24 protein-coding genes are annotated in these 23,800 nt (G+C 68.2%); 9 read left to right on the top strand and 15 right to left on the bottom strand.

What is annotated here, in order from left to right:
• Nucleotides 1-51: 51 nt before the first annotated feature.
• Genes AC5P9P_RS11425 through AC5P9P_RS11440 form a run of 4 tightly spaced genes read right to left on the bottom strand, consistent with a single transcriptional unit; the run spans nt 52 to nt 2,906 of the window.
• On the bottom strand, nt 52-849 hold the full coding sequence (locus tag AC5P9P_RS11425; protein ID WP_049402841.1) for an N-formylglutamate amidohydrolase: 798 nt from the start codon (nt 847-849) through the stop codon (nt 52-54).
• Nucleotides 842-1,396, bottom strand: a complete 555-nt coding sequence (locus AC5P9P_RS11430; RefSeq protein ID WP_005408165.1) for an NUDIX hydrolase — start codon at nt 1,394-1,396, stop codon at nt 842-844. Before AC5P9P_RS11430 ends, AC5P9P_RS11425 begins: the two co-directional genes overlap by 8 nt.
• Nucleotides 1,393-2,328, bottom strand: a complete 936-nt coding sequence (locus tag AC5P9P_RS11435; protein ID WP_005408166.1) for a 5'-3' exonuclease — start codon at nt 2,326-2,328, stop codon at nt 1,393-1,395. Before AC5P9P_RS11435 ends, AC5P9P_RS11430 begins: the two co-directional genes overlap by 4 nt.
• Nucleotides 2,325-2,906: a nitroreductase family protein gene (locus AC5P9P_RS11440; RefSeq protein ID WP_005412319.1), complete on the bottom strand. Its 582-nt coding sequence runs from the start codon at nt 2,904-2,906 to the stop codon at nt 2,325-2,327. Before AC5P9P_RS11440 ends, AC5P9P_RS11435 begins: the two co-directional genes overlap by 4 nt.
• A 331-nt stretch (nt 2,907-3,237) precedes the next feature.
• Between AC5P9P_RS11440 and pacR the strand changes: the two genes are divergently transcribed.
• The gene (gene pacR / locus AC5P9P_RS11445) at nt 3,238-5,559 is read left to right on the top strand and encodes a PacR family protein (protein WP_033834166.1); all 2,322 of its coding nucleotides are present in this window, start codon (nt 3,238-3,240) and stop codon (nt 5,557-5,559) included.
• 51 nt (nt 5,560-5,610) lie between these two features.
• The gene (locus AC5P9P_RS11450) at nt 5,611-6,690 is read left to right on the top strand and encodes an NAD(P) transhydrogenase subunit alpha (RefSeq protein WP_033834165.1); all 1,080 of its coding nucleotides are present in this window, start codon (nt 5,611-5,613) and stop codon (nt 6,688-6,690) included.
• A 120-nt stretch (nt 6,691-6,810) separates the two neighbouring features.
• Here the strand turns inward: AC5P9P_RS11450 and AC5P9P_RS11455 are convergent, their stop codons facing one another.
• The 3 genes from AC5P9P_RS11455 to AC5P9P_RS11465 are packed head-to-tail and all read right to left on the bottom strand — an operon-like array spanning nt 6,811 to nt 8,183.
• Nucleotides 6,811-7,272, bottom strand: a complete 462-nt coding sequence (locus tag AC5P9P_RS11455) for a DUF3106 domain-containing protein (RefSeq protein WP_012479217.1) — start codon at nt 7,270-7,272, stop codon at nt 6,811-6,813.
• Nucleotides 7,273-7,275: 3 nt separating this feature from the next.
• Nucleotides 7,276-7,602, bottom strand: coding sequence for a hypothetical protein (locus tag AC5P9P_RS11460; protein WP_033834163.1), 327 nt, complete (start codon nt 7,600-7,602; stop codon nt 7,276-7,278).
• Nucleotides 7,599-8,183: an RNA polymerase sigma factor gene (locus tag AC5P9P_RS11465; RefSeq protein ID WP_005408172.1), complete on the bottom strand. Its 585-nt coding sequence runs from the start codon at nt 8,181-8,183 to the stop codon at nt 7,599-7,601. The genes AC5P9P_RS11460 and AC5P9P_RS11465 overlap by 4 nt, the downstream gene beginning before the upstream one ends.
• Nucleotides 8,184-8,281: 98 nt before the next feature.
• Between AC5P9P_RS11465 and AC5P9P_RS11470 the strand changes: the two genes are divergently transcribed.
• Both AC5P9P_RS11470 and AC5P9P_RS11475 read left to right on the top strand, forming a co-directional pair.
• The gene (locus tag AC5P9P_RS11470) at nt 8,282-8,602 is read left to right on the top strand and encodes an NAD(P) transhydrogenase subunit alpha part 2 (RefSeq protein ID WP_033834162.1); all 321 of its coding nucleotides are present in this window, start codon (nt 8,282-8,284) and stop codon (nt 8,600-8,602) included.
• Nucleotides 8,599-10,059, top strand: coding sequence for an NAD(P)(+) transhydrogenase (Re/Si-specific) subunit beta (locus tag AC5P9P_RS11475; protein ID WP_005408174.1), 1,461 nt, complete (start codon nt 8,599-8,601; stop codon nt 10,057-10,059). The genes AC5P9P_RS11470 and AC5P9P_RS11475 overlap by 4 nt, the downstream gene beginning before the upstream one ends.
• A 211-nt stretch (nt 10,060-10,270) precedes the next feature.
• Here AC5P9P_RS11475 and AC5P9P_RS11480 read toward each other — a convergent pair whose 3' ends face one another.
• Nucleotides 10,271-10,690, bottom strand: a complete 420-nt coding sequence (locus AC5P9P_RS11480) for a hypothetical protein (protein WP_033834160.1) — start codon at nt 10,688-10,690, stop codon at nt 10,271-10,273.
• Between the two features lie 122 nt (nt 10,691-10,812).
• Here AC5P9P_RS11480 and sufT point away from each other — a divergent pair, with 122 nt between their 5' ends.
• From sufT to AC5P9P_RS11495, 3 genes are all read left to right on the top strand, one after another.
• The gene (sufT, locus tag AC5P9P_RS11485; RefSeq protein ID WP_012479222.1) at nt 10,813-11,364 is read left to right on the top strand and encodes a putative Fe-S cluster assembly protein SufT; all 552 of its coding nucleotides are present in this window, start codon (nt 10,813-10,815) and stop codon (nt 11,362-11,364) included.
• Nucleotides 11,365-11,423: 59 nt separating this feature from the next.
• Nucleotides 11,424-12,518 (top strand): branched-chain amino acid aminotransferase, encoded by a 1,095-nt coding sequence (locus AC5P9P_RS11490; RefSeq protein WP_049431421.1) that lies wholly within the window; start codon nt 11,424-11,426, stop codon nt 12,516-12,518.
• Between the two features lie 451 nt (nt 12,519-12,969).
• Nucleotides 12,970-14,712 (top strand): S8 family peptidase, encoded by a 1,743-nt coding sequence (locus AC5P9P_RS11495; RefSeq protein ID WP_445949983.1) that lies wholly within the window; start codon nt 12,970-12,972, stop codon nt 14,710-14,712.
• A gap of 120 nt (nt 14,713-14,832) precedes the next feature.
• Here AC5P9P_RS11495 and AC5P9P_RS11500 read toward each other — a convergent pair whose 3' ends face one another.
• The 3 genes from AC5P9P_RS11500 to wrbA form a co-directional block, all read right to left on the bottom strand.
• Nucleotides 14,833-15,318: an asparaginase domain-containing protein gene (locus AC5P9P_RS11500; protein ID WP_111188659.1), complete on the bottom strand. Its 486-nt coding sequence runs from the start codon at nt 15,316-15,318 to the stop codon at nt 14,833-14,835.
• 79 nt (nt 15,319-15,397) lie between these two features.
• Entirely contained in the window at nt 15,398-15,733 is a 336-nt protein-coding gene (locus AC5P9P_RS11505) for a DUF2069 domain-containing protein (RefSeq protein ID WP_111188657.1), read from the bottom strand.
• Entirely contained in the window at nt 15,730-16,323 is a 594-nt protein-coding gene (gene wrbA, locus AC5P9P_RS11510; RefSeq protein WP_012510135.1) for an NAD(P)H:quinone oxidoreductase, read from the bottom strand. The genes AC5P9P_RS11505 and wrbA overlap by 4 nt, the downstream gene beginning before the upstream one ends.
• 77 nt (nt 16,324-16,400) lie before the next feature.
• On the opposite strand from wrbA, the gene AC5P9P_RS11515 reads away from it, so the two are divergent.
• Together AC5P9P_RS11515 and AC5P9P_RS11520 are read left to right on the top strand one after the other, a co-directional pair.
• The gene (locus AC5P9P_RS11515; protein WP_005408182.1) at nt 16,401-17,675 is read left to right on the top strand and encodes a YihY family inner membrane protein; all 1,275 of its coding nucleotides are present in this window, start codon (nt 16,401-16,403) and stop codon (nt 17,673-17,675) included.
• The gene (locus AC5P9P_RS11520) at nt 17,672-18,241 is read left to right on the top strand and encodes a TlpA family protein disulfide reductase (RefSeq protein WP_005408183.1); all 570 of its coding nucleotides are present in this window, start codon (nt 17,672-17,674) and stop codon (nt 18,239-18,241) included. The genes AC5P9P_RS11515 and AC5P9P_RS11520 overlap by 4 nt, the downstream gene beginning before the upstream one ends.
• Before the next feature lie 517 nt (nt 18,242-18,758).
• Here the strand turns inward: AC5P9P_RS11520 and ppk2 are convergent.
• From ppk2 to hemA, 4 genes are all read right to left on the bottom strand, one after another.
• Nucleotides 18,759-19,541 carry a polyphosphate kinase 2 gene (ppk2, locus tag AC5P9P_RS11525; RefSeq protein ID WP_033833057.1) on the bottom strand — a complete coding sequence of 261 codons (783 nt, stop codon included), beginning with the start codon at nt 19,539-19,541 and terminating at the stop codon, nt 18,759-18,761.
• A gap of 176 nt (nt 19,542-19,717) precedes the next feature.
• Nucleotides 19,718-21,445, bottom strand: a complete 1,728-nt coding sequence (locus AC5P9P_RS11530; protein ID WP_445949984.1) for an O-linked N-acetylglucosamine transferase, SPINDLY family protein — start codon at nt 21,443-21,445, stop codon at nt 19,718-19,720.
• A gap of 5 nt (nt 21,446-21,450) precedes the next feature.
• A complete protein-coding gene (prfA, locus tag AC5P9P_RS11535) occupies nt 21,451-22,533 on the bottom strand; it encodes a peptide chain release factor 1 (RefSeq protein WP_495232782.1) in 1,083 nt (360 codons plus the stop codon).
• A complete protein-coding gene (gene hemA / locus AC5P9P_RS11540) occupies nt 22,511-23,794 on the bottom strand; it encodes a glutamyl-tRNA reductase (protein ID WP_495232783.1) in 1,284 nt (427 codons plus the stop codon). The genes prfA and hemA overlap by 23 nt, the downstream gene beginning before the upstream one ends.
• Nucleotides 23,795-23,800: the final 6 nt, after the last annotated feature.

The raw sequence follows: 23,800 nt of genomic DNA on the forward strand, positions 1-23,800 counted from the left end.
GGTTGCCGGCCAGCGGCCGGCACTACCGATCCGGAATGGATCCACGCGCGTTCAACCGAACGCCAGCAACTGCGGCTGCAATGCGCTGAAGATCCGCGCCAGCCGCTCCGCCCACGCCTGCTGCCCAGCCACATCGGCGATCAGGTCCTGGCGGATCTCCAGTTCCACGTGCACCAGCCCGCGGCCTTCGCCATGCACCGGCACCGCGTAGTCGCTGGTGCTGCTCACCGAATACGGTTCGTTGTCACCGACCACCAGGTCGCCTTCGTCGCGCAGTGCCTGCAGCAAGGCATGGGCGAAGCGCGTGTCCTGGTGGTACAGCACGCCGGCATGCCACGGTCGCTGCGCGCCGTTCATCGCCGGAGTGAAGCTGTGCATCATCACCAGCAGGGTGGGGCGGCCGGCATCTCGGCGCGCATCCAGTTCCGCGTCGATGCGCGCGTGGTAGGGCGCGTGGATCGCATCGATACGCTGCTGCCGCTGTGCCGCCGACAGCCCAGCATTGCCCGGCACCACGGTGTGGTCGCTCACCTCCGGAATCAGCGTCGGCGAGGCCAGCGGGCGGTTGCAGTCGATCAGCAGCCGCGAATAGGTCTGTTCGATGGCCCAGGCATCCAGCCGTTCGGACAGTGCGCGGGTGGTGCCGGCAATGCCGATGTCCCAGCCGATATGGCGGTCCAGTTCGGCCTGCGGCAAGCCCAGGCCTGCGAGGACACGCGGCACCTGCTGGCCGGCATGATCGGCCAGCAGCAGGTACGGCGACGCGCCATGCGGCCGGTGGAGGGTGTAGATCGCTGGGTCGTCGGCGCCGAGCAGCGCCGGCAGCGCATGCAGGTCGGCGTCAGCCACGCGGGCGTCCGTCCAGGTGATGCTCGATCATCCACAGCCCGGCCCAGAGCTTGGCGTCCAGCTCGTAGCCTTCGCCCATCTTCTGCACCAGCCAGGCCGCTGCCTCACTGCGCGGAATCTCGTGCACGATGATGTCTTCGCTGTCGTCACCACCGCCCTCGCCAACGCGGCGCAGGCCGGTCGCGCGCACGAAGGCGATCTTCTCGCTGCTGGCGCCGGAAGAGGTCGGGCCGATCAGCAGCACTTCGGCGTGATCGGCGGTCCAGCCGGTTTCTTCTTCCAGTTCGCGCACGGCCGAGACTTCGATCGATTCGCCGGCGTGGATGTCCCCGACCAAGCCGGCCGGCATCTCGATGGTGGGTGCCTGCAGCGGCACGCGGAACTGCTCTACGAACAGCACCTTGTCCTCGGGGGTGACGGCGATGATGATCGCGGCCAGGCCACCGGCGTGGGTACGTTCGCTGTATTCCCAGGTGCCGCGCACCAGCATGCGCTGGTACTTGCCTTCATAGACGACACGCGGGGCTTCGGTGTTGCGCTGGCTCATGCGGGCTCGCTGTGGGTGGGAAGAATATCGGGCACGCCGGCGGCATCGAACAGCCGGCGGCGGGTCATCGGGCCGAAGCGCAGGGTCTGGCACAGGCCGCCGAGCAGCTCGGGATCGGCCGCCTGGCGCAGCAGGCCGGGCTGGCTGCCTTCCAGTGGCGCGTCCAGCGCGATGGTGGTCAGCTGGCGCCAGAGCTGGGCGTGCTCGCGCTGCTCGCGCAGGCGCACCGCCATCTGGGCGGCGCCGCGCAGGCGCAGGAAAGGCACTTCGTCCAGGCGTTCGTACAGTGCATCCATGCTGCCGAAATGGGCCAGCAGCACGGCGGCGGACTTGCTGCCGACGCCACTGATACCGGGAATGTTGTCCACCGCATCGCCGCACAGCGCCAGGTAGTCGGCGATCTGGTGCGCGTGCACGCCGTGCCGCGCCTTCACTCCGGCCACGTTCCAGCGCTGGTTGCGTGCGTAGTCCCACTGCTCGTCGTGATCCAGCAGCAGCTGCGACAGGTCCTTGTCGGCGGAGATGATCACGCCGCGGTGGCTGCCACGATGCACATGCAGGGCGCTTCCGATCAGGTCGTCAGCCTCGTACTCGTGGTGCGCCAGCACCGCCAGGCCCAACGCCGCGCACAGCGCCTTGCAGTGCACGAACTGGCGCTTGAGCGCCTCCGGCGCCGGGTCGCGGTTGGCCTTGTAGGCGGGGTACAGGCGGTGGCGGAAGCCACTGTCCAGCGCTTCGTCGAAGGCGATGGCGATGTGACGCGGGCGTTCGCGCTCGAGCAGGTCCAGCAGGAAGCGGGCGAAGCCGTGCACGGCGTTGGTCGGCCAGCCCTGCGCGTCCTGGAACTGGTCGGGCAGGGAATGCCACGCGCGGAACACATAGATGCTGGCGTCGACCAGGTACAGCGACGGCGGTGGTACCGGCAGGGTCATGCCGGAGGCGTCCAGTCGCGCAGCAGGGTGGCAGGGTCCGGACGCTCGCGCTCTGGCACGGCGGCCTTCGGCGTGCCGATATGGATGAAACCGGCGATGCCTTCGCCCTCGGCCAGGCCCAGGTAGGCGTGCACGGCGGGGTCGAAGGCCATCCAGGCGGTCAGCCACTGCGCGCCGAAGCCCAGCGCCTGTGCGGCCTGCAGCAGGGCGAAGCAGACGCAGCCGGCGGTCATCAGCTGCTCCTGTTCGGGGACCTTCGGGTCCGGGCGCGGGCTGGCCACCACCACGATCACCAGTGGCGCATGGCTGAAACGCTGGCGATCCTTCTCGAACACGGCCTCGCCCGCATGCGGGTCGCGTTGGCGGCTGCGCTCGGCCAGGAAGTCGCCCAGAGTGTGACGTGCATCGCCAGCGATCTTCAGGAAGCGGAACGGTACGCGCTTGCCGTGATCGGGCACGCGCACTGCCGAAGCCAGCATCCGCTGCAGGGTGGCCGGGTCCGGGCCGGGCTCGGCCAGTTGCCGCGAAGGCACTGAGCGGCGGGCATCCAGGGCGAGCAGGGCGGCGGGATCGGGCATGGAGTCTGAACCGGTCATCACGAAGGTTTGATTATAGTCGGGGTGGTCAAAGACACCGTCTGTGTCGCGTCTGGCCTTTGAATACCAAACTGTGATGAACGTCATGCCACTGGCGGGAAACGGGCGGCCGCTTCCCCTCGCCTCGCAGGCCTTGCACGGCTTACGATATCTACCTTGCCGGGCCGCCGGTCATGAGGTTTGAAGTGAGGACTGTTTCACTGTCCGTGACGGGCTGGCCGGCCTACCATCGACGTACCGGTACATGGGGTGTGCCGGTTGTCGCGATGTCCACGTTGTCTGTCGTACCAGAGAAGGTGGGGAGCCTTCCCGAATGATGAGCGCGCCCACACCGATGGGATCGCCGGGCCGTGACCCGGCCCAGCTCCAGCGTGCCCGGGACATGGTCCTGCCCGCGCTGTGCCAGGCCTTTGGCGCGGCACTGGCGCGCTTCGACGATGCCCTGTTCGACCGGGCCGGCAATGCCGGTTCGTCGCAGCTGCTGTTCCTGGATGCGATGCGCGAACTGCGCCGCCGCCGCGAGGACATTGCCGGTGCCTTCTCTGGCCACCTGCAGCGGGCTTGGGATGCGCTGGCCAGTGGTGAGCCCATGTCGGCCGAATCGACGCTGTCCGGCCCAGCCGAGGATGGCTTGAGCCTGCTGGCCGAGCACGTGCTGGAGTCGCGGCTGGCGGTGCGCAATTTCGCTACGGTGCTGCTGCGTGACTTCAAGCCGGTGCTGGCGCGGCTCGACCGTCGCCTGGGCCGTCTGGTCGGTGGCGCCGAACTGGATGCCGACCATAATCCCATCAGCCCCGAACACCTGGGCGTGGCCATCCACGAAGCCTTTGCCGGCTGTGAACTGGCCCCGGAAGTGCACCTGGTGCTGATCAAGCTGTGCGAGCGTGACCTGCGCGCGCCGGTGGGTCGCATCTACGAGAAGCTGGACGAGCAACTGGCCGCGGCCGGGGTGATGTCGCAGATGGGGGCGCCGCGGCGTCCACCGTCGGCCGCGCCCGACCCGCGCATGGCCTCGGGCCTGGATGACCTGGTGGAGCAGCGCCCGGGCTCGGGCCTGGACGGCGAATTCGGTGATGACGAGCAGGCCGCGCCGGCCTGGGCGCAGCGCTTTGCCGCACGCTGGTCCGAGCGGCGTGGCCACATGCAGCAGCACCTGGGCGCCGAAGGCAGCGGCACCGCCGAGGCCCATGCGGGCCAGCAGGGCATGCTGCTGGAGGCGCTGCACGAACTGCTGCAGCAGACCCGCCACGTGCGCGAGGACGCGACGTCGGCCGCACAGGTGGCGATCGGCCAGCAGCGTCCGCTCAGCCAGCGCGAGATGATGTCGGTGCTGTCGCTGCTGCAGGCCACGCCCAGTGCGACCCTGCGTGCAGCGATCGGCGAGGACGGCGAATCACTCGCGCAGCGGTTGAAGAGCGAAGTGCTGTCCAGCGCCACCCGTCTCGGTGTCGACCCGGGCCAGACCCGGCTGGACCCGCAGGACGAGGATGCGATCGACCTGGTGGGCATGCTGTTCGACGTGATGCTGGACGAGCGCGAACTGGAAGGCCGCTCCCGCGAGTTGATCGGCCGCCTGGTGGTGCCGTTCGTCAAGGTCGCCATGCTCGACCGCCGCATGTTCGTGCAGAAGACCCATCCGGCGCGCAAGCTGCTCAACTCGCTGGCCGAGGCCTGCGAAGGCAACACCGGCGAAAGCCAGGCCGAGCGCATGCTGATGGCCAAGGTCGAGGAGATCATCGAGCGCCTGGTCGCCGAGTTCAACGAGAACCTGGCGATCTTCCTGACCCTGGAAGAAGAATTCCGCGAGTTCCTCGTGCAGCATCGTCGCCGCGTGGAAATCGCCGAGCGTCGCGCCGCCGAAACGCAGCGTGGCCAGGAAAAGCTGGAAATGGCCCGTACCCGTGCCGGTGCCGAGCTGGACCGCCGCATTGGTGATGCCACCCTGCCGCCGGCCATCGCTGAATTCCTGCGCCAGCCATGGCAGCACCACCTGACCCTGGCGCTGCTGCGCGAGGGCGAGGAGGGCGCATCGGTGGCCGAAGCGCTGAGCCTGGGCGACGGGCTGCTGGAGGAAGTTGCCGAGGCCCGCCGCCAGATTGTCGGCAAGCCGTGGCTGCAGGCCTGGCAGCCGGTGCTGGCCAAGGTGTTCGCCAGCGTGGGCGTGCATGGCGACGCCGCCACCGGCGCCATCGATGCCCTGCATGACACCCTGCAGGGCATTGCCGAATCGCGGCCGGAACTGCAACGCGCGCTGCCGGAACTGCCGCAGGTGGCACTACCGGCCCCGCCGGTGGCCGAATCGCCGGCGGTCGAGCTGGGCGGGCAGATCGATGCCGATGATTTCGACAATGCCGACGCCGATCGCTTCCGTCGCATGGAGATCGGCAACTGGCTGGACTTCGTCGACAAGGACGGCAAGGTGCAGGCCGGCAAGCTGTCCTGGGTCAGCCCGATTTCCTCGCGACTGCTGTTCGTCAACCGTCGCGGCGTGCGCTTCTGCGTGGCCTCGCCGGAAGAACTGGCGGTGATGGTGCGGCTGGGACGTCTGCGCGCCCATGTGGATGACGGTGCGTTCGACAGCGCGATGCAGGGTGTGATCGATCGGCTGGACCCGGGCAGCGCCACGCTGCACTGAGTGGAGCCGCCTGCTAGGATCGGGAAAACTCACCGATCAGCGGGGACCTGCATGGCCGTGGCGTTGCTGGGGATCAAGGAGACCGCGCCGGGCGAACGGCGCGTGGCGCTGACGCCGGAAACCGCGCGCAAGCTCGGCGCCCTCGGCATTACCGTCTGGTACGAGGCCGGTGCCGGTCTGGCCGCAGGTTTCACCGATGCAGCCTATGACGATGCCGGTGCCCGCGCATTCGACGCCGGCCGCTGGGCCGAAATCGACATCCTGTTGTGCGTGCAGGCGCCGCCGGCGGCGGTGCTTGAACAGCTCAAGCCGGGTGCCACCGTGGTTGGCCTGTTGACCCCGGCCAGTGATCCGGGCCTGACGGCACTGGCTGCCGATGACCGCCTGCACCTGTTCCCGCTGCAGCAGCTGCCGCGCACCACCCGTGCGCAGGCGATGGACGTGCTCAGTTCGCAGGCCGGCATGGCCGGTTACAAGGCCGCGCTGATCGCCGCCGAACGCGCACCACGGTTCTTCCCGATGTTGACCACCGCTGCCGGCACCGTGCGTCCGGCCAAGGTGCTGGTGATCGGTGCCGGCGTGGCGGGGCTGCAGGCCATTGCCACTGCCCGGCGTCTCGGTGCACAGGTGGAAGGTTTCGACGTGCGTCCGGAAACCCGCGAGCAGATCCAGTCGCTGGGCGCGCGCTTCCTCGACCTGGGGGTGAGCGCGGCGGGCGAAGGCGGGTACGCGCGCGCGTTGACCGATGAAGAGCGTGCCGAGCAGCAGCGCCGCCTGGCCGACCACCTGCGCAGCGTGGATGTGGTGATCTGCACCGCAGCGGTACCGGGGCGACCGGCGCCGACGATCGTGACTGCCGCGATGGTGGAAGGCATGGCCACCGGCAGCGTGATCGTGGACCTGGCTGCCGAGAGCGGCGGCAACTGCGCACTGACCCAACCGGGGCAGTGCATCGAGCATCAGGGCGTGACCATCGACGGCCCGCTGGGCTTGGCCAGCCGGGGCGCGACCCAGGCCAGCGAGATGTATGCGCGCAACCTGCTCAACTTCGTCGCGCTGTTCGTGCGCGAGGGGCAGCTGGCGTTCGACTGGGACGACGAGCTGCTGGCGAAGACACGCTGGCAGGCATGAACGACATGGGGTCAGATCCCTTTGCCTCTGGCAAAGGGATCTGACCCTGGTTCCAGGAATCTGCCAGGGGGGGATCCCTTTGCCTCAGCAAAGGGCTCTGACCCCGTTCCCCGCGGCGTTTCAGCGCGGCTTCGCCGGCGGTGGGTTGTCGCGCACCCAGTCCTTGCGTTGTTCCGGCGTCATCTGCGACCAGCGCTCGCGCAGTGCATCGCGCTGCGCGGGCGGCAGTTCCCGCATCTGGCCGAACAGGGCCCGGGCCTGCTCACGCTGTTCCGGGCTCATGTGCTCGAAGCGGCGCAGGCCACGGCGGGCCTTGTCGCGCTCCTCCGGGCTCATCGTCTGCCAGCGCTGGCCATGCGAGAGCATGCGCTGGCGCTGGCCGGCATCGGCGCTGTTCCAGCGGTCGCGCAGTGGCGCCAGCAGCGATTCCCGCTGCGCTTCGCTCAACTGTTCCCAGGCCGGCAGCGGCGTGGCCGGCGCAGGGCGTGCCGCAGGGGCGGGGGCGGCGCTCTGCGCCAGCGCCGGGAGGGCCGGCAGCAGCAACAGGGTCATCAGCAGGGGCAGGGTGTGCAGTCGGGACATGATTCACTCCATCGCCAGGTCGGTATCGCCCAGCCACAGGTACAGATCGGGATTTTCGTCGTAGAGCGCGCTGTTGTCTTCCACCGAGGCCAGCACAGGTGCCGGCGCGGGGCCCGTCAGCGTGCCATGGCCAGTGAGCTGCAGGCCGATACCCAGCGCCACCACCAGTGAACAGGCGCTGGCCAGCCACCAGCGCAGGCGCCCGTGCCGGGTCGCGCTGGCGCCGTGTCGGGCCTGGCGCAGGCGTGCCAGTGTGGCCGGCGACAGCGCGTGCAGCGACTGCGCGTGCAGGCTGCGCAGGGTGTCATCGGAAGGCAGGGAGCGGTTCACGGGTGGATCTCCAGGTAGTCCTGCAGCGCCTGCCGGGCGCGTGCCAGATGGGTTTTTACCGCGCCTTCGCTGCAGCCCATGGCGCGGGCGGTGGTGGCCCCGTCCAGGTCCTGCAGCACGCGCAGGGTGAAGGCCTCGCGCTGGCGGGCGGGCAGGCGGCGCAACGCGTCCACCAGCTGCTGGTACTGCTGGCGCTGTTCGTGCGCCTGTGCCGGGTCCGGGCCGGGATCGGCCCAGTCGATCTCGCCGCCTTCCGCGTCCTGGTTGTCGCGCCAGAACGGCAGGCGGAAGCGGCGCCGGCGCTGCACGTCGATCACGCGCCGGCGCAGGATGCTCCAGAACAGCGGCGCCCATTCGGCTGCCGGCTTGTCGGCGTAGTCCAGCATGCGCAGCAGCGCGTCCTGCACCGCGTCCATGGCGTCTTCGCGCTGGCGCAGGCCGGCCTCGGCGAAGCGGAACGCACGCGGGCCAACACTGGCCAGGAACGCTTCCAGCGATGCCGGCAGGGCATCGGTCTCGGCGCTCGGGGGGACGGGGCTGCTCACCAGCACAGGGTACGGTTCCTCGCTCGGGGTCACCATCGACAACGCGTGAGCGCCGCTTCGGTTGACGCCGGGTGCACGCCGGGTTCAGCCCATGGTTATGATGGGCCGACGAAGACAGAGCGGGAGCGTTGCCAGTGAGTGACGGGTTCGTAGCGCTGTACATCTTCATGCTGGCCGCCATCGCCGGCCACGTGATCATTTCGCGGGTGCCGGTAATCCTGCATACCCCGCTGATGTCGGGCTCCAATTTCATCCACGGCATCGTGCTGATCGGCGCGATGGTGGTGCTGGGGCACGCACAGACACCGTTGGAGAAGGCCCTGGGCTTCCTCGCCGTGGTGCTGGGTGCCGGCAATGCCGCCGGTGGCTACGTGGTCACCGCGCGCATGCTGGAAATGTTCAAGCCGAGCGCGCCCAAGGCCGGCAAGGACGAGCCGAAGGAGCCGCAGGCTTGAACATCAGCACCGTCGAACTGCTCGACTGGCTGGTCAAGGCCAGCTACCTCGTCGCCGCCACGCTGTTCCTGCTGGGCCTGCAGCGCATGGCCTCGCCACTGACCGCGCGCAGCGGCATCCGCTGGGCCGGGCTGGGCATGCTGCTGGCCACGGCGGCCACTTTCTTGCTTCCCGAACTGCACAACGTGCCGCTGATCCTGGTGGCGCTGCTGCTCGGCGCGGGCCTGGCCTGGTGGTCGGCCGGCAAGGTTGCCATCACCGACATGCCGCAGATGGTGGCGCTGTACAACGGCATGGGCGGTGGATCGGCGGCGGCGATCGGCGCGGTGGAGCTGCTGCGCTACGCCTTCCTTGCCAACCGCGATACCAGCCACTGGAGCGCACAGGCGCTGGCCGATCTGGCCGCGCGCCAGCCGTCGGGCACGGTGCTGCTGCTGGCGGTGGTCGGCGCAGCGATCGGCGCGGTGTCGCTGTCCGGCTCGGTGATCGCCTGGGCCAAGCTGGATGGACGCCTGGACAAGCGCGTGACCTGGCCGGGCCAGCAGGTGATGAACCTGCTCGTGGCGCTGGCGGTGGTGGTACTGGCGATCATCGCCGCCAGCACGCTCAGCACTTGGGCGATCGTTGCCTTCTTCGTACTTGCGCTGGCGCTGGGCGTGCTGATGACGCTGCCGATCGGTGGCGCCGACATGCCGGTGGTGATCTCGCTGTACAACGCGTTCACCGGCCTGGCGGTGTCGTTCGAAGGTTACGTGCTGGGCAACGAAGCATTGATCATCGCCGGCATGATGGTCGGCGCGGCGGGCATCCTGCTGACCCGGCTGATGGCCAAGGCGATGAACCGGCCGATCCGCAACGTGCTGTTCTCCAACTTCGGCGGTGGTGCTGGTGGCGAAGCGCAGGCGATCAGCGGCTCGCAGAAGCCGATCGAAGCGGCTGACGTCGCCGCGATGATGGCCTTCGCCGAGCGCGTGGTGATCGTGCCCGGCTACGGCATGGCCGTGGCGCAGGCGCAGCACAAGATATGGGAACTGGCGCAGCGGCTGGGCCAGCGCGGGGTCAAGGTGAAGTTCGCGATCCACCCGGTGGCGGGGCGCATGCCGGGGCACATGAACGTGCTGCTGGCCGAAGCGGGCGTGCCCTACGACCTGATCGCGGACATGGACGACATCAACCCGGAGTTCGCCAACACCGACGTGGTGCTGGTGATCGGCGCCAACGACGTGGTCAATCCGGTCGCACGAACCGATCCGGCCAGCCCGATCTACGGCATGCCTGTGCTGGACGTGGTCAATGCGCGCAACGTGGTGGTGATCAAGCGCGGCAAGGGCACGGGCTTCGCGGGCATCGAGAATGCGCTGTTCTACGCCGACAACACCCGCATGCTGTATGGCGACGGTGCCGAAGCGGCAGCCTCGCTGGTCAGCGAGTTGAAGGCGCTCGACGGCGGGCATTGAGGACCGGGGGCGGATCCCTTTCCGCAGGAATGGGCTCTGACCCCTTTGCCGGCCAGCGGCCGGCACTACCGCATCCGCGTGTGGCCGCTGCATCGGGTAGGTGCGGGCCCTGGTCCGCACGCGTTTGCCGGCCAGCGGCCGGCACTACCATCCCATCCACGCATGCGTGGATCTACCTGCATGTCCCCGGCGGGCGTGGCAACCGGCGCGCTCAGCGCGCCAGCCAGGCGCCTACGGCCACGGCCACGGCCAGCCACAGCCACTCCACCGCGCCATTGGCCAGGGTGATCAGGGTCCAGGCCAGGCGCGGGCCCATCCGCATCGTGGCGTCCCACAGGTCCAGCCCGATCGAGCCGCCCATCCAGGCGCTGGCGATGGTCCAGTTGGCCACGGCGGCCACCAGCAGGGTGCCCACCACGACCAGCACGATGCGCAGCCGGCCCGGGCCGAGCGTACCCATGCGCAGCATGAACACCAGTTCCAGGGCGGTCAGTACCGCCATCCAGCCGACCTGCCGGCCGGTCATCAGCGCCAGCACCATCCAGGCAAGGGGAGCAACAACCAGGCCCAGCAGCAGCATGATGGGCCAGAGCCAGGTCACGGTCCTGGCACGCGCGGCATTGGAGGACATCGAAGCTCCCTGAAGATCACCCACAGGATACTGTGGTTTGCGGCGGTGCATCGGCGGTGCCGGAGCGGCTGGGCTAGAATGCCGTCTTGCGTGGCCCCGGCCACGGCCCCATATCGGTCCCCATGTATTCCCGTAGCAGCGAACCTGTCCACTTCGAGCGCGATTGCGAGGCCGTGATGGTCCCGCAGGGCGATACCGTGACCCTGCCCGCCGGCAGCTATGGGTACATCACCCAGGCGCTGGGCGGCAGTTATTCGGTGTTCGTCGAGGGCAACCTGTTCCGCATCGCCGGCAAGGACGGCGACGCCATCGGCAAGGAGGCACCGGCACCGCTGGAACTGCCGGCCGACGCCACTGATGAACAGGTGGAACAGCTGGTGTGGCAGCAGCTGCGCACCTGCTTCGACCCGGAAATTCCGGTGAACATCGTCGAACTGGGCCTGGTCTACGAGGTCGAGATCAAGCACCTGGACGAAGGCCAGCGCGAGATCGACGTGAAGATGACCCTGACCGCACCGGGCTGTGGGATGGGCGACATCCTGGTCGACGACGTGCGCAGCAAGCTTGAAATGATCCCGACGGTGGCCGAGGCCGACGTCGACCTGGTGTTCGACCCGCCGTGGAACCAGCACATGATGTCCGAGGCGGCCCGGCTCGAGACCGGCATGCTTTGACCCAGGGCCCGCAGTGACGCGGGCCCGGCACTACCCGCAACCAGAACAGGAATCCTCCGGTGTCCCAGTCCATCCCCAGCTTCGCCGTTACCCGTTCGGACCACCCGCGCAGCGCTGAAGAGCGCGCCAAGATCCTGGAGAAGCCGGGCTTCGGCCTGCACTTCACCGATCACATGGTGGAAGTGCGCTGGGACAAGGATGCCGGCTGGCACAACGCCAACGTGCGTGCCTACGGCCCGTTGCAGCTGGATCCGGCCGCGGCGGTGCTGCACTACGGCCAGGAAATCTTCGAAGGCATCAAGGCCTACCGCCATGCCGATGGCTCGATCTGGACTTTCCGTCCGGATGCCAACGGCCGTCGCCTGCAGCGTTCGGCGCAGCGCCTGGCGCTGCCGGAACTGCCGGTGGAGATCTTCGTCGAATCGCTGAAGCAGCTGATCGCGGTCGACAGTGACTGGGTGCCGTCGGCCGATGAGTCCAGCCTGTACTTCCGTCCGTTCATGATCGGCGACGAAGCCTTCCTCGGCGTGCGCGGCGCGCACAAGGCCGGCTACTACGTCATCGCCAGCCCGGCCGGCCCGTACTTCGCCAAGGGCGTTGCCCCGGTGTCGATCTGGCTGTCCACCGAATACGCGCGTGCGGCCAAGGGCGGCACCGGTGCCGCCAAGTGCGGTGGCAACTATGCGGCGTCGCTGCTGCCGCAGCAGAAGGCGCAGGCGCAGGGCTGCTCGCAGGTGCTGTTCCTCGACCCGGTCGAAGGCAAGTACCTGGAAGAACTGGGTGGCATGAACGTGTTCCTGGTCTACAAGGACGGCACGCTGGTGACCCCGGAACTGTCGGGCAGCATCCTCGAGGGCATCACCCGCGAGAGCATCCTGCAGCTGGCCCGCGACCGCGGCATGAAGGTCGAAGAGCGCAAGGTCAGCATCGACGAGTGGAAGCAGGGCGTGGCCTCCGGCGAGATCGCCGAAGTGTTCGCCTGCGGCACCGCCGCGGTGGTCACCCCGATCGGCCAGCTGAAGGGTGAGGGCTTCTCGGTGGGCGACATCAACGCCCCGGCCGGCGAAGTGACCATGTCGCTGCGCAAGGAACTGACCGACATCCAGTACGGCCGCTTGCCGGACCGCCACAACTGGCTGGTCAAGCTGGGCTGATCGCCCACGCTGAACTGTAGCGTCTAGCCACGCTCGACTGCGCTTCCGGAAAGCCCGTCCCCCGTGACGGGCTTTCTGCGTTATCGGCCTGGGGTCAGATCCCTTTTCCATGGGAAAAGGGATCTGACCCCGAATCAGCGAACGCCGATGTCGGCATAGTCATTCCGGGACACGTGACGGCCCAGTCAGGTCTGTGCAGGACACGAGAAAGTTCCTTCACCTTCACAAACCCTCGACCCGAAAAGTCTCAGAACGAACATTTCATCTTGCTGAAAAGACGCTGAAAATCTTGTGGTGTCCGGTTTCGGCCATTAGCGTCATGTGCACGGCGGATCGTTAGGGGGATCCGCTGACTCACCGGACTTCGAACCTCGCCAATGCAAGCCAGCCCAGGGTTCGGGCCGGTGCTTCTGCCGATTCCGGCATTCACACCACAAGAAAGGGAAATACGATGTCCCAGGTAACGCAACCGCGTGTGCGTCGAGTGTGGGTGGTCCTTGGTGCGTCCGTTCTGTCATCGCTGCTGCTGGCCACGCCTGCGCTGGCCGGTGATGTCCAGCTCAGCGGCCTGCAGTCCGCGCCGACGCACCAGCGCTTCATCGTCAAGTACCGCGACGGCAGCGCCGCCGTGGCCAACACTACTGCGCTGGCTTCGTCGCTGAAGACGGCCGCCGCCGGCCTGGCCAGCAGCCAGGGCCGCGCGCTGGGCCTGCAGCAGGTCCGCAAGCTGGCCGTCGGCCCGACCCTGGTCAAGACCGACCGTCCGCTCGACCAGGCCGAATCCGAACTGCTGATGCGCAAGCTGGCCGCCGACCCGAACGTGGAATACGTCGAAGTCGACCAGATCATGCGCGCGACGCTGACCCCGAACGACACCCGCTTCAGCGAGCAATGGGGCTTCGGCACCTCAAATGCCGGCATCAACATCCGGCCGGCCTGGGACAAGGCCACCGGCACCGGCGTGGTGGTGGCCGTGATCGATACCGGCATCACCAACCATGCCGATCTCAACGCCAACATCCTGCCGGGCTATGACTTCATCAGCGACGCCGCGATGGCGCGTGATGGCGGCGGCCGCGACAACAATCCGAACGACGAAGGCGACTGGTACGGCGCCAACGAGTGTGGCGCGGGCATCCCGGCCTCCAACTCCAGCTGGCACGGCACCCACGTTGCCGGCACCGTGGCGGCGGTGACCAACAACAGTACCGGCGTGGCAGGTACCGCGTTCAATGCCAAGATCGTGCCGGTGCGCGTGCTCGGCAAGTGCGGCGGCTACACCTCCGACATCGCCGATGCGATCGTGTGGGCGTCCGGTGGCACCGTCAGCGGCGTACCGGCCAACGCCAATCCGGCCGAAGTCATCAACCTCTCGCTGGGCGGCGGTGGCAGCTGCTCGACCACCTACCAGAACGCGATCAACGGCGCGGTCGGCCGTGGCACCACCGTGGTGGTCGCCGCCGGCAACAGCAACACCAACGTGTCCTCGTCGGTGCCGGCCAACTGCCCGAACGTGATCGCGGTGGCGGCGACCACCTCGGCCGGTGCACGTGCCAGCTTCTCCAACTACGGTACCGGCATCGACATCTCGGCACCGGGCCAGAGCATCCTGTCCACCCTCAACACCGGCACCACCACGCCGGGCAGCGCGACCTACGCGTCGTACAATGGCACCTCGATGGCAGCGCCGCACGTGGCCGGCGTGGTCGCGCTGATGCAGTCGGTCGCTCCGAGCCCGCTGAGCCCGGCGCAGGTCGAGAGCATCATCAAAAGCACGGCACGTCCGCTGCCGGGCGCCTGCTCGGGTGGTTGCGGCGCCGGCATCATCGACGCCAATGCCGCCGTGGCCGCGGCGATCAACGGTGGCGGCAACCCGAACCCGGGTGGCAACGTGCTGCAGAACAACGTGCCGGTGACCGGCCTGGGCGCTGCGACCGGTGCCGAGCTGAACTACACCGTGGCTGTTCCGGCCGGCAGCACCCAGCTGCGCGTCGCGATCAGTGGCGGCAGCGGTGATGCCGACCTGTATGTGCGCCAGGGCAGTGCCCCGACCGATACCACCTACACCTGCCGTCCGTACCTGAGCGGCAACAGCGAGACCTGCACCATCAACAGTCCTGCCGCCGGCACCTGGTATGTGCGGGTGAAGGCCTACAGCACCTTCTCGGGCCTGACCCTCAACGCCCAGTACTGAGCCCAAGCCCCTCTCCATGGGCACGCCCCGGCTCAGGCCGGGGCGTTTTCTCTTGGGTAGGCACCGGCCTTGCAAGGGCAGCGCTTTGGTGGGTGCCGACCTTGGTCGGCACGCTGTTCCTCAGACAGACTCGAAGCGGTTCGCGGCCACGTTCTTGCGCACGTGCTGCGGATCGAAGATACGACCGTTCATGGCGATGTATACGCCGCTCGGCAGCGACTGCACCGCACCGATCGCGCAGCCGATGTTGAACTCCGCATCCGACCCACGGAACCGCGCCGGGCTGAGCGCGCCGGTCATCACGATGGTCTTGTCCGGGATCGTCGCCAGCACCTTGCCTGTCTGCACCATCGAGTCGGTGCCGTGGGTCACCAGCACGTGGCGGGTCGGCTGCGCGGTGATGGTGGCGCGGATCAGTTCGCGGTCTTCATCGTTGATGTGCAGCGAATCCTTGCGCAGGATCGGAATCACGTTGAAGCGGAACGTCACGCCCAGCTCGCGCAGGATCATGCCGATCTGGGGGTCGCCGATCTGGTAGTCCGACTTGTCGTCGAAGTAGATCTTGTCGATCGTGCCACCGGTGGTGACGACCAGGAGCTCTTCCATCATGTGCATGCGCGAAACCAGGACAGGTACAGCGGCGCGGGGCCAGGAACACAGATGATACGGCCCGGCGGGCGCAGCGTCAGCGTCGCTTGCCGAAGCGGGCGCGCAGCCCCGGCAGGCTGGCGCTGAAGATCACCAGCAGGGCCAGGGCGACTTCGATCAGCGCCAGCCAGCGTGTTTCCGGGTGGCTCCAGGCGCTCATCACGCCGTGGCTGAACCAGCCCAGCGCCAGCACCGAGGCCCAGAACCCGGCCTTGCGCCAGCCCAGACGCAGCGCAAAGGCCAGCGCCAGCGGCGGCGCGGTGAACACCAGCTGGGTGGCCAGCCAGTGCTTGTCATTGATGAACCAGCCGGCGAACAGCGCGGCCAGCCCCATCAGGGCCAGCAGCAGGACCGTGCGCGGCGGGCGGCTCATCGGGCCAACCGCTGCGCGATGTCGGCCACCCGGCGGCCCAGCGCGCGGGCCAGCACGGCCTCGTCGTCGGTCGGCTGCGGATCGTCGGCGGCACCGGCCACGTGGCTGGCGCCATAGGGCGTGCCGCCGCTGGTGGTGTGGCTCAACGCCGGTTCGGTGAACGGGATGCCCACGATCACGCAGCCATGGTGCAGCAGCGGCACCTGCATCGACAGCAGGGTCGATTCCTGCCCACCGTGCATCGAGGCGGTGGAGGTGAACACGCCGGCCGGCTTGCCCGACAGGGTGCCGTTGACCCATTCGGCGCCCAGCCCATCCAGGAAGTGCTTGACCGGGGCGGCCATGTTGCCGAAGCGGGTCGGGCTGCCGAGCAGCAGGCCCTGGCATTCGACCAGGTCCTGCACGCTCACGTAGGGGGCGCCATCGTCGGGCACCGGCGGCTGTGCGGTCTGGGTCACCGCGGCCACCGGCGGCACCGTGCGCAGGCGCGCGGTCATGCCCGGCACTTCGCCGATGCCCCGCGCGATCTGGCGCGCCAGCCGTGCCACCGAACCGCCCCGGCTGTAATACAGCACCAGAATCTCGCCCATCGTGCCCGCTTCTCCTCGTCGTGTGGTCACCAGTATGGCTATCCTGCGAGCATTCCGCATCGGGTACCCTTCCACCGATGGAACCTTTGGATACGCTCAACCTGTGGATGGAGCGCGCGCGGGATCGCGCACGGGCCATCAGTTTCGGCCGCTTCCTGTGGCATCGCTTCCTCGACGACCGCCTGTTCCAGGCAGCGGCGGCGCTGGCCTACACCACGGTGTTCGCGCTGGTGCCGCTGGCGATCGTGGTATTTGGTGTGCTGTCGGCCTTCCCCGTCTTCGACCGCTGGAGCGACCAGCTCAGCGATTACGTCTTCTCCAACTTCGTGCCCAACGCCGCGCGTGCGGCGGAGGGCTACCTGCGGCAGTTCTCGGCCAGTGCCGGCCAGCTCACCGCCGCTGGCTTCATCGCGCTGGTGGTATCGCTGCTGATCACCCTCAACAGCGTTGAAGAGACCTTCAACCAGATCTGGCGGGTCGGTTCGACCCGGCCCAAGCTGACCCGCTTCCTGGTCTACTGGACCGTGCTGACGTTGGGCGCGATGCTCGCTGCCGCTTCGCTGGCGGTGTCGGCGCGGGTGTTCGCGATGCCGCTGTTCGGCACCCAGGAGGGCCGCTGGCTGGCCGAACTGGCACTGCGGCTGGCGCCGATCCTGATCGAGTTCGTCTGCATCACGCTGATGTTCCGGGTGGTGCCGCACCACACAGTGAAGTGGCGGCATGCAGTGCCTGGCGCCATTCTGGCCGCGGTGATCCTGGAGCTGGTGAAGTGGGGCATCGGCGCGTATCTGGGCAGCTTCCAGTCCTACCAGAAGCTCTATGGCACGGTGGCCTTCGTGCCGATCCTGCTGCTGTGGATCTACCTGTGCTGGGTGGCGGTGCTGCTGGGCGCGTCGTTGTCTTCGTCGATGGCGGCCTTCCGCTACCAGCCGGTGGAACTGCGCCTGCCGCAGGGCTACGAGTTCTATGGCCTGCTGCGCCTGCTCGGCCGCTTCCACCACGCCCGTGCCAAGGGCAAGGGCCTGGCCGACGATGAAATCCTGCGGCTGGAGCCGATGCTGACCGATTCGCTGCTGCAGGACCTGGCCTGCAACCTGCAGGAGATCGGCCTGCTGCGCCGCGATGAACGCGGCGAATGGCTGCTCTCGCGCGACCTGGACCAGGTCAGCCTTGCCGATCTTTACGAATGTACCCAGTTGCGCATTCCGGTAGCCGAGCAGCATCTGCCGTATCGCGACGACAGCCTGGGCCGTGCCGCATTGGCGGCGCTGGATGATCTGCGACTGCCCCTGCGTGAACGCCTGAAGCGCAAGGTCAGCGATATCTATACCGACTCTGGAGACATGCCATGACCCGCAAGACCCCGTTGCTGCTCCCGCTGGCCCTGCTGCTGGCACTGTCGGCCTGCAAGCCGGCCCAGGAGCCGACGCCGGCCAGCAGCCAACCGCCGGCGCAGGCACCGACGCCGACCGCACCGGCACCGGTCGAGGAAACCCCGGCCGAGCGCACCACCGCCGAGTTCCCGACGCTGAAGATGAAGGCGGTGGATGGCAGCGACTACGACCTGGCCGCGCACCGCGGCAAGTGGGTGGTGGTGAACTTCTGGGCGACCTGGTGTGCCCCGTGCCGCAAGGAGATGCCGGAGTTGTCGGCGCTGCATGCGATGCGCAGCAACATCGAAGTGGTCGGCCTGGCCTATGAGGACATCGAAGTGCCGGAAATGCAGTCGTTCCTGACCAAGCATCCGGTCACCTATCCGATCGTGATCGTGGACCCGTTCGATCCGCCGGCCGATTTCGCCACGCCGCGCGGCCTGCCGCTGACGCACCTGCTGGATCCACAGGGCAAGCTGGCGCACACCTTCCTCGGCCCGGTGACGGCCGCCGACATCGAAAAGCAGATCGCTGCTGCCAAGTAATGGGGTTGGGCGGCAGGGCCTGTGGCCCTGCACCCGCCGAAACATTCAAGCAACGGCAACAGCAACAGCCAAAGTGCGATTTCCGTGTTGTGGCGGGGCGGTGTCGGAGTGCGGGGACGCCGCAAGTACGTCCATGTAGGCTTGGCAGCCGCATCCATGCGGCTGACACCCCGCACTCCGACACCGCCCCGCCTCTGACAGATTCCTCATGTCTGGTAGATCCACGCCATGCGTGGATGATTCTCCAGACAAATCGAATATTTCGACAATCGAATGAGGAGCATCCACGCATGGTGTGGGTCAACGACAGATCGCGAGAATCTGTCGAAGGCGGGGTGGGGCCGGGTGCGGGGGCGTGAGCCGCATGGATGCGGCGACCGAGCTTACATGGACGTACTTGCAGCGCCCCCCGCACCCGGACCCGCCCCGCCATCCCTCAGGAAGCCCGCCGTTGCTGTTGCTGTTGCCGTTGCTCTGGCCCCTGCAGGTGCAGGGCCGCAGGCCCTGCCGACCCACCCTAATCCTCGACCGGGAAGTCCTCGATCGGCTTCAGCACATCGTAGTGCTCGCGATGCAGCTTGCCCTTCAGCTTCGGCAGCTCCGGCAACGGCGCATCCACGCGCGTGTCCGGCAGCCGGTCCAGCAGGTTGCGCACCAGCGTCAGCCGGCCCAGCCGCTGGTCGTTGAAATCCACCAACGTCCACGGTGCCGCCTCCCGATGCGTCGCGCGCAGCATCGCCTCGCGGGCCTCGGTGTACGCGCTGTACTTGCTGCGGGATTTCAGGTCCACCGGGGAGAGCTTCCAGCCCTTCAGCGGATCGAGATGGCGCTCGGCGAAGCGCTTCTCCTGCTGCTCCTGGTCCACGCACAGCCAGTACTTGAACAGCAGGATGCCGTCGTCCACCAGCAGCTCTTCGAACACTGGCGCCTGGCGCAGGAACTGCTGGTACTCGGTCTCGCTGCAGTAGCCCATCACCCGTTCGACGCCTGCGCGGTTGTACCAGCTGCGGTCCATCAGCACGATCTCGCCGGCGGCGGGCAAGTGCGAGGCGTAGCGCTGGAAGTACCACTGCGTGGCTTCGCGGTCGGTGGGCTTGGGCAGCGCGACCACCCGGCACTGGCGCGGGTTGAGGTGCTGGCTGATGGCCTGGATCGCGCCGCCTTTACCTGCGGTATCACGGCCTTCGAACAGCACCAGCAGGCGCTGTCCGCTGTGCTGCACCCAGCGCGCCATGGCGGTCAGTTCCAGCTGCAGCGGCAGCAGCAGTTCGTCGTAGTCCTTGCGCTTGAGCTTGGCCATCGTCACACCACGCGGGGAGGAAGCCCGAGCGTAGCGCAGGGGCTGCCCAGGCGATGTCGACGCCGGGTACAGTCGACGGTCAGTCGACTATCGCGCGCAGCGCGGGGTTTTCGGCTTCCTGCCGAGGGCAGTCGACCAGCAGTCGACTCTACCCAGTCGACGTCATCCAATGGACGTTACCCAGCCGACATTACCCCAGTCGGTTCGGTTGTTCCCAGCCAGCCGTGTTCGCGCGCCAGCTGCTGCACCAACGCCGACAGATCGCGGGCAAACCCGCCCATGTCGAACAGCCCGCTGCGCTCGCGCGCCTGTGCCAGTTCAGCGCGCAACGCCGCCAGTGCTGCAGGGTCGTTGCCCAGCGTGCTGGCGGTGGTGATGAACGCCGCATCGTCGGCGACATTCATCCGTGCCATTCCCAGATGGTGGTTGAGGCTGCCGGCCACGCGCGCGGCGAAGGTGTCACCCGGGCAGGTCAGCACCGGGCAGCCGGCCCATAGTGCGTCGGACGCGGTGGTGTGCGCGTTGTACGGATGCGTGTCGAGGAACAGGTCGGCCAGCGGGTAACGGGCCAGGTACTGCGGATGCGGCAGCTTGGCCATGAACACCAGGCGCGCCGGGTCCAGGCCGGCAGCCTGCGCGGCAGTGCGCAGGCGGGCGTCGGCCTGGCCCGGTCCGGACAGCAGCCACAGTACGCTGCCGGGCACTGCCTGCAGCACTGCGAAGGCACGGCCCATGCTGCGCGGGTTGAGCTTGTAGCTGTTGTTGAAACAGCAGAACACCACGCCCTGCGCGGGCAGGCCGCAGTCCGCACGGGTCGGCGCAGGCTCCAGCACGCGCGTATTGTCTGACGGCTGGAAGGCTCGTGGCAGGCGCAGCACGCGTTCGCTGTAGCACGGCTCCAGTGCCGGCGGCAGGGCGAAGGCATCGCCGACCACCGCGTCCATCCACGGCGCCCCCGACGTGCCCGGATAGGCCAGCCAGTTCAATTGCAGCGGGGCAGGGCGCATCGCCAACACTTCCGGCGTGCCGCCACCGCCCCAGCCGCGCAGGTCGAACAGCAGGTCGATGCCCTGTGCGCGGATGCGTGCGGCGGTATCGGTGTGTCGCAGGCCAGCCACATCATGCAGCTGCGCGGCTGCCTGCAGGCGCTGGCGAATGCGGCTGCCGTCGTCGCGGTTCAGCGCGAACAGATGCAGTTGCAGTGCGGGGTCGCGACGCAGCTGCTCGAACAGCGCCACGGTCAGCAATCCGGTCGGATGTGCGCCGAACCCATTGGAGAGGAAGCCGACGCGCAGCGGGCCGTGCGGGCACACCGTTGCCGGCGGCAATGGCCGCACCGAGGCAGCCACGGCCAGCGCACGGGTGTGCGCGCAGGCCAACTGTTCGGCAGCGCTGGCGTCCTCGCTGAGGAAGGCGAACGGCTCGACCACGCCCTGGCCGCTGGCAACGGCGGCGCGCACCTGTGCCGCCAGCGTGTCCAGGTCCTGCCAATCGCACAGGCGACGCTGCCAGGCCAGGCGCTGGGCGGCGATGTACGGCTCGGCCGGCATCAGCCCATGCGCGCGTCGATAGGCCGCCGACGCGCCTTCGGCATCATCGGCATCTTCCAGTGCATGGCCCAGCCACAGCGCAATGCCGGGATGCTGCGGTGCCAATGCCGAGGCCTGGCCGAGCAGCTTGGCCGCATCGCCATGTGCACCGGCCATCCACGCCACGCGGCCCAGCCGTGCCAGCGCTTCGGGGTGATTCGGGCGCAGCTGCAGCGCACGTCGCGCGGCCTGTTCGCCGGCAGCGATGTCGCCGGCTTCCAGTTCCACGTCGGCCAGCATCACCCAGGCGACGAAGTCGTCGGGCTGGCGGGCGATCGCTTGCTGCAGTTGCTGTCGCTGCTGCCAGGCCGACATCGTGCTCAGCCCGCCGACAGCTGGGCCAGGGCGTCGACCTGGTGTTCGTGGCTGAGCCGCTGCAGCAGCGGATCGAGGTCACCGGCCAGGATATTGGGCAGGTCGTACAGGGTCAGGCCCTCCACGCGGTGATCGGTGATGCGCCCCTGCGGGAAGTTGTAGGTGCGGATGCGCTGGCTGCGATCACCACTGCCGACCTGCAGGCGCCTCGACTCGGCCTGGGCCGCGTCCTGGCGTTGGCGCTCGGCGTCGAGCAGCTGCGCTTTCAGGCGCTTCATCGCCTTGTCGCGGTTGGCGTGCTGGCTGCGTTCGGTCTGGCATTCCACCACCACGCCGGTCGGTACGTGGGTGATGCGGATCGCCGACTCGGTCTTGTTGACGTGCTGGCCACCGGCGCCGGAGGAGCGGAACGTATCCACCTTCAGGTCGGCCGGGTTGATGACGATGTCGTCGACTTCGTCGGCCTCCGGGATGATCGCCACGGTGGCCGCCGAGGTATGGATGCGGCCCTGCGATTCGGTGGCCGGCACGCGCTGCACTCGGTGCGTGCCCGATTCGAACTTCAGGCGCGAGAACGCACCACGGCCGACCACCCGTGCCACCACTTCCTTGTAGCCACCGTGCTCGCCGGGATTGTCCGATTCGATCTCGACCTTCCAGCCCTGGCGCTCGGCATAGCGGGCGTACATGCGGAACAGGTCGCCGGCAAAGATCGCCGCTTCATCGCCGCCGGTACCCGCGCGCACTTCCAGGAACAGGTTGCCTTCGTCGCGCGGGTCGCGCGGTACCAGCAGCAACGCCAGCTCCTGCTCCAGTTCCAGCAGGCGCGCCTGCGCGGCGGCGATTTCCTCGTCGGCCAGCTCGCGCAGGTCGGGGTCGGCGCGCATGCCTTCGGCGGCGGCCAGATCGGCCTTGGCACGTGCTTCATCGGCCAGTGCAGTGGCAACCGGTTCAAGTTGGGCGAATTCGCGCGAAAGGTCGCGGAAACGGGTGTTGTCGGCGACCACGTCGGGTTCGGCGAGCAGGCGTTCCAGTTCTTCGCGGCGCTCGGCCAGCGCTTCCAGCTTACGGCGCAGGTTCGGCGTCATCGGGTCTCACGGGTGGGTGGCGGTAACCCGGCGTTGCCGGGAACAGGCGCTCGGCGGCGCGGGTCAGGTCGGCATCGCCGCTCAGTGCGGCAGCGCGCAGGGCAGCGGTAGGAGGATGCAGCAATCGATTGGTCAGGCCGTGGGCCAGCAGTTCCAGCACTTCGTCGGCCGGCTTGCCGTTGGCCAGCTGCTGGCGCGCGCGTTCCAGCAGTTCAGTGCGGGTGGCCTCGCCGAACGCACGCAGCTGTCGTAGCGGCGCCTGGTGGGCGCTGGCCTGCTGGGTCTCGATAAAACGCGATACCTGAAGGTCGATGATCGCCTCGGCCTCGGCGGCCGCCTCGCGGCGTCCGCGGCGGTTGTCTTCCACCGCGCGCTCCAGGTCGTCGACGGTGTAGAGGAAGGCGTCGTTGAGCGTGCCGACCTCCGCCTCGATGTCACGCGGCACGGCCAGGTCAAACAGCAGCATCGGCTTGTGCCGGCGCGCGCGCAGGGCCTTGGCCACCATCTCGCGGTGGATCACCGGTTCGCGCGCAGCGGTGGCCGAGAACACCACGTCGGCCTCGCCCAGGTGGCGGTCCAGTTCGGTCAGCGGCAGGGCTACGCCACCATGGCGGCTGGCAAGTTCCTGCGCGTGGGCGAGGGTGCGGTTGGCGATCAGCAGCCGGCGCACCTTGCCTTCGCTCAGGTGCCGTGCAGCCAGTTCGATGGTCTCACCGGCACCGACCAGCAGCACGGTGGAATCGTCCAGCCGCGCGAACGCGTTCTGCGCCAGGCGCACCGCCGCCGACGCCACCGATACCGGGTTGGCGCCGACCTGGGTATCGGTGCGCGCACGCTTGGCCACCGAGAAGGTCTGCTGGAACAGGCGGTCCAGGCGCTGGCCGAGCAGGCCGTGGTCACGCGCGGTCGACCATGCGTCCTTCACCTGGCCGAGGATCTGCGGTTCGCCCAGCACCATCGAGTCCAGGCCGGTGGCGACCCGGAACAGGTGGCGTACGGCTTCTGCATCGGCATGCTGGTACAGGTAGCCCTGCAGGTCGCCGGCCTGGGCCTGCAGCCACTGGTCCAGTGCCTGTGCCGAATCGGCCACGGCATACAGCTCGGTGCGGTTGCAGGTGGACAGCAGCACCGCCTCGGCGATCTGCGGAGTATCGCGCAGCGAACCGAGCGCGCGCGGCAACGCCTCACCGGCGAAGGCCGCGCGCTCGCGCAGCTCCACCGGTGCGGTCTGGTGATTCAGTCCGAGCACCCACAGGGTCATTGTTCA

Source organism: Stenotrophomonas sp. YJH_SMC_14-1 (assembly GCF_059372275.1).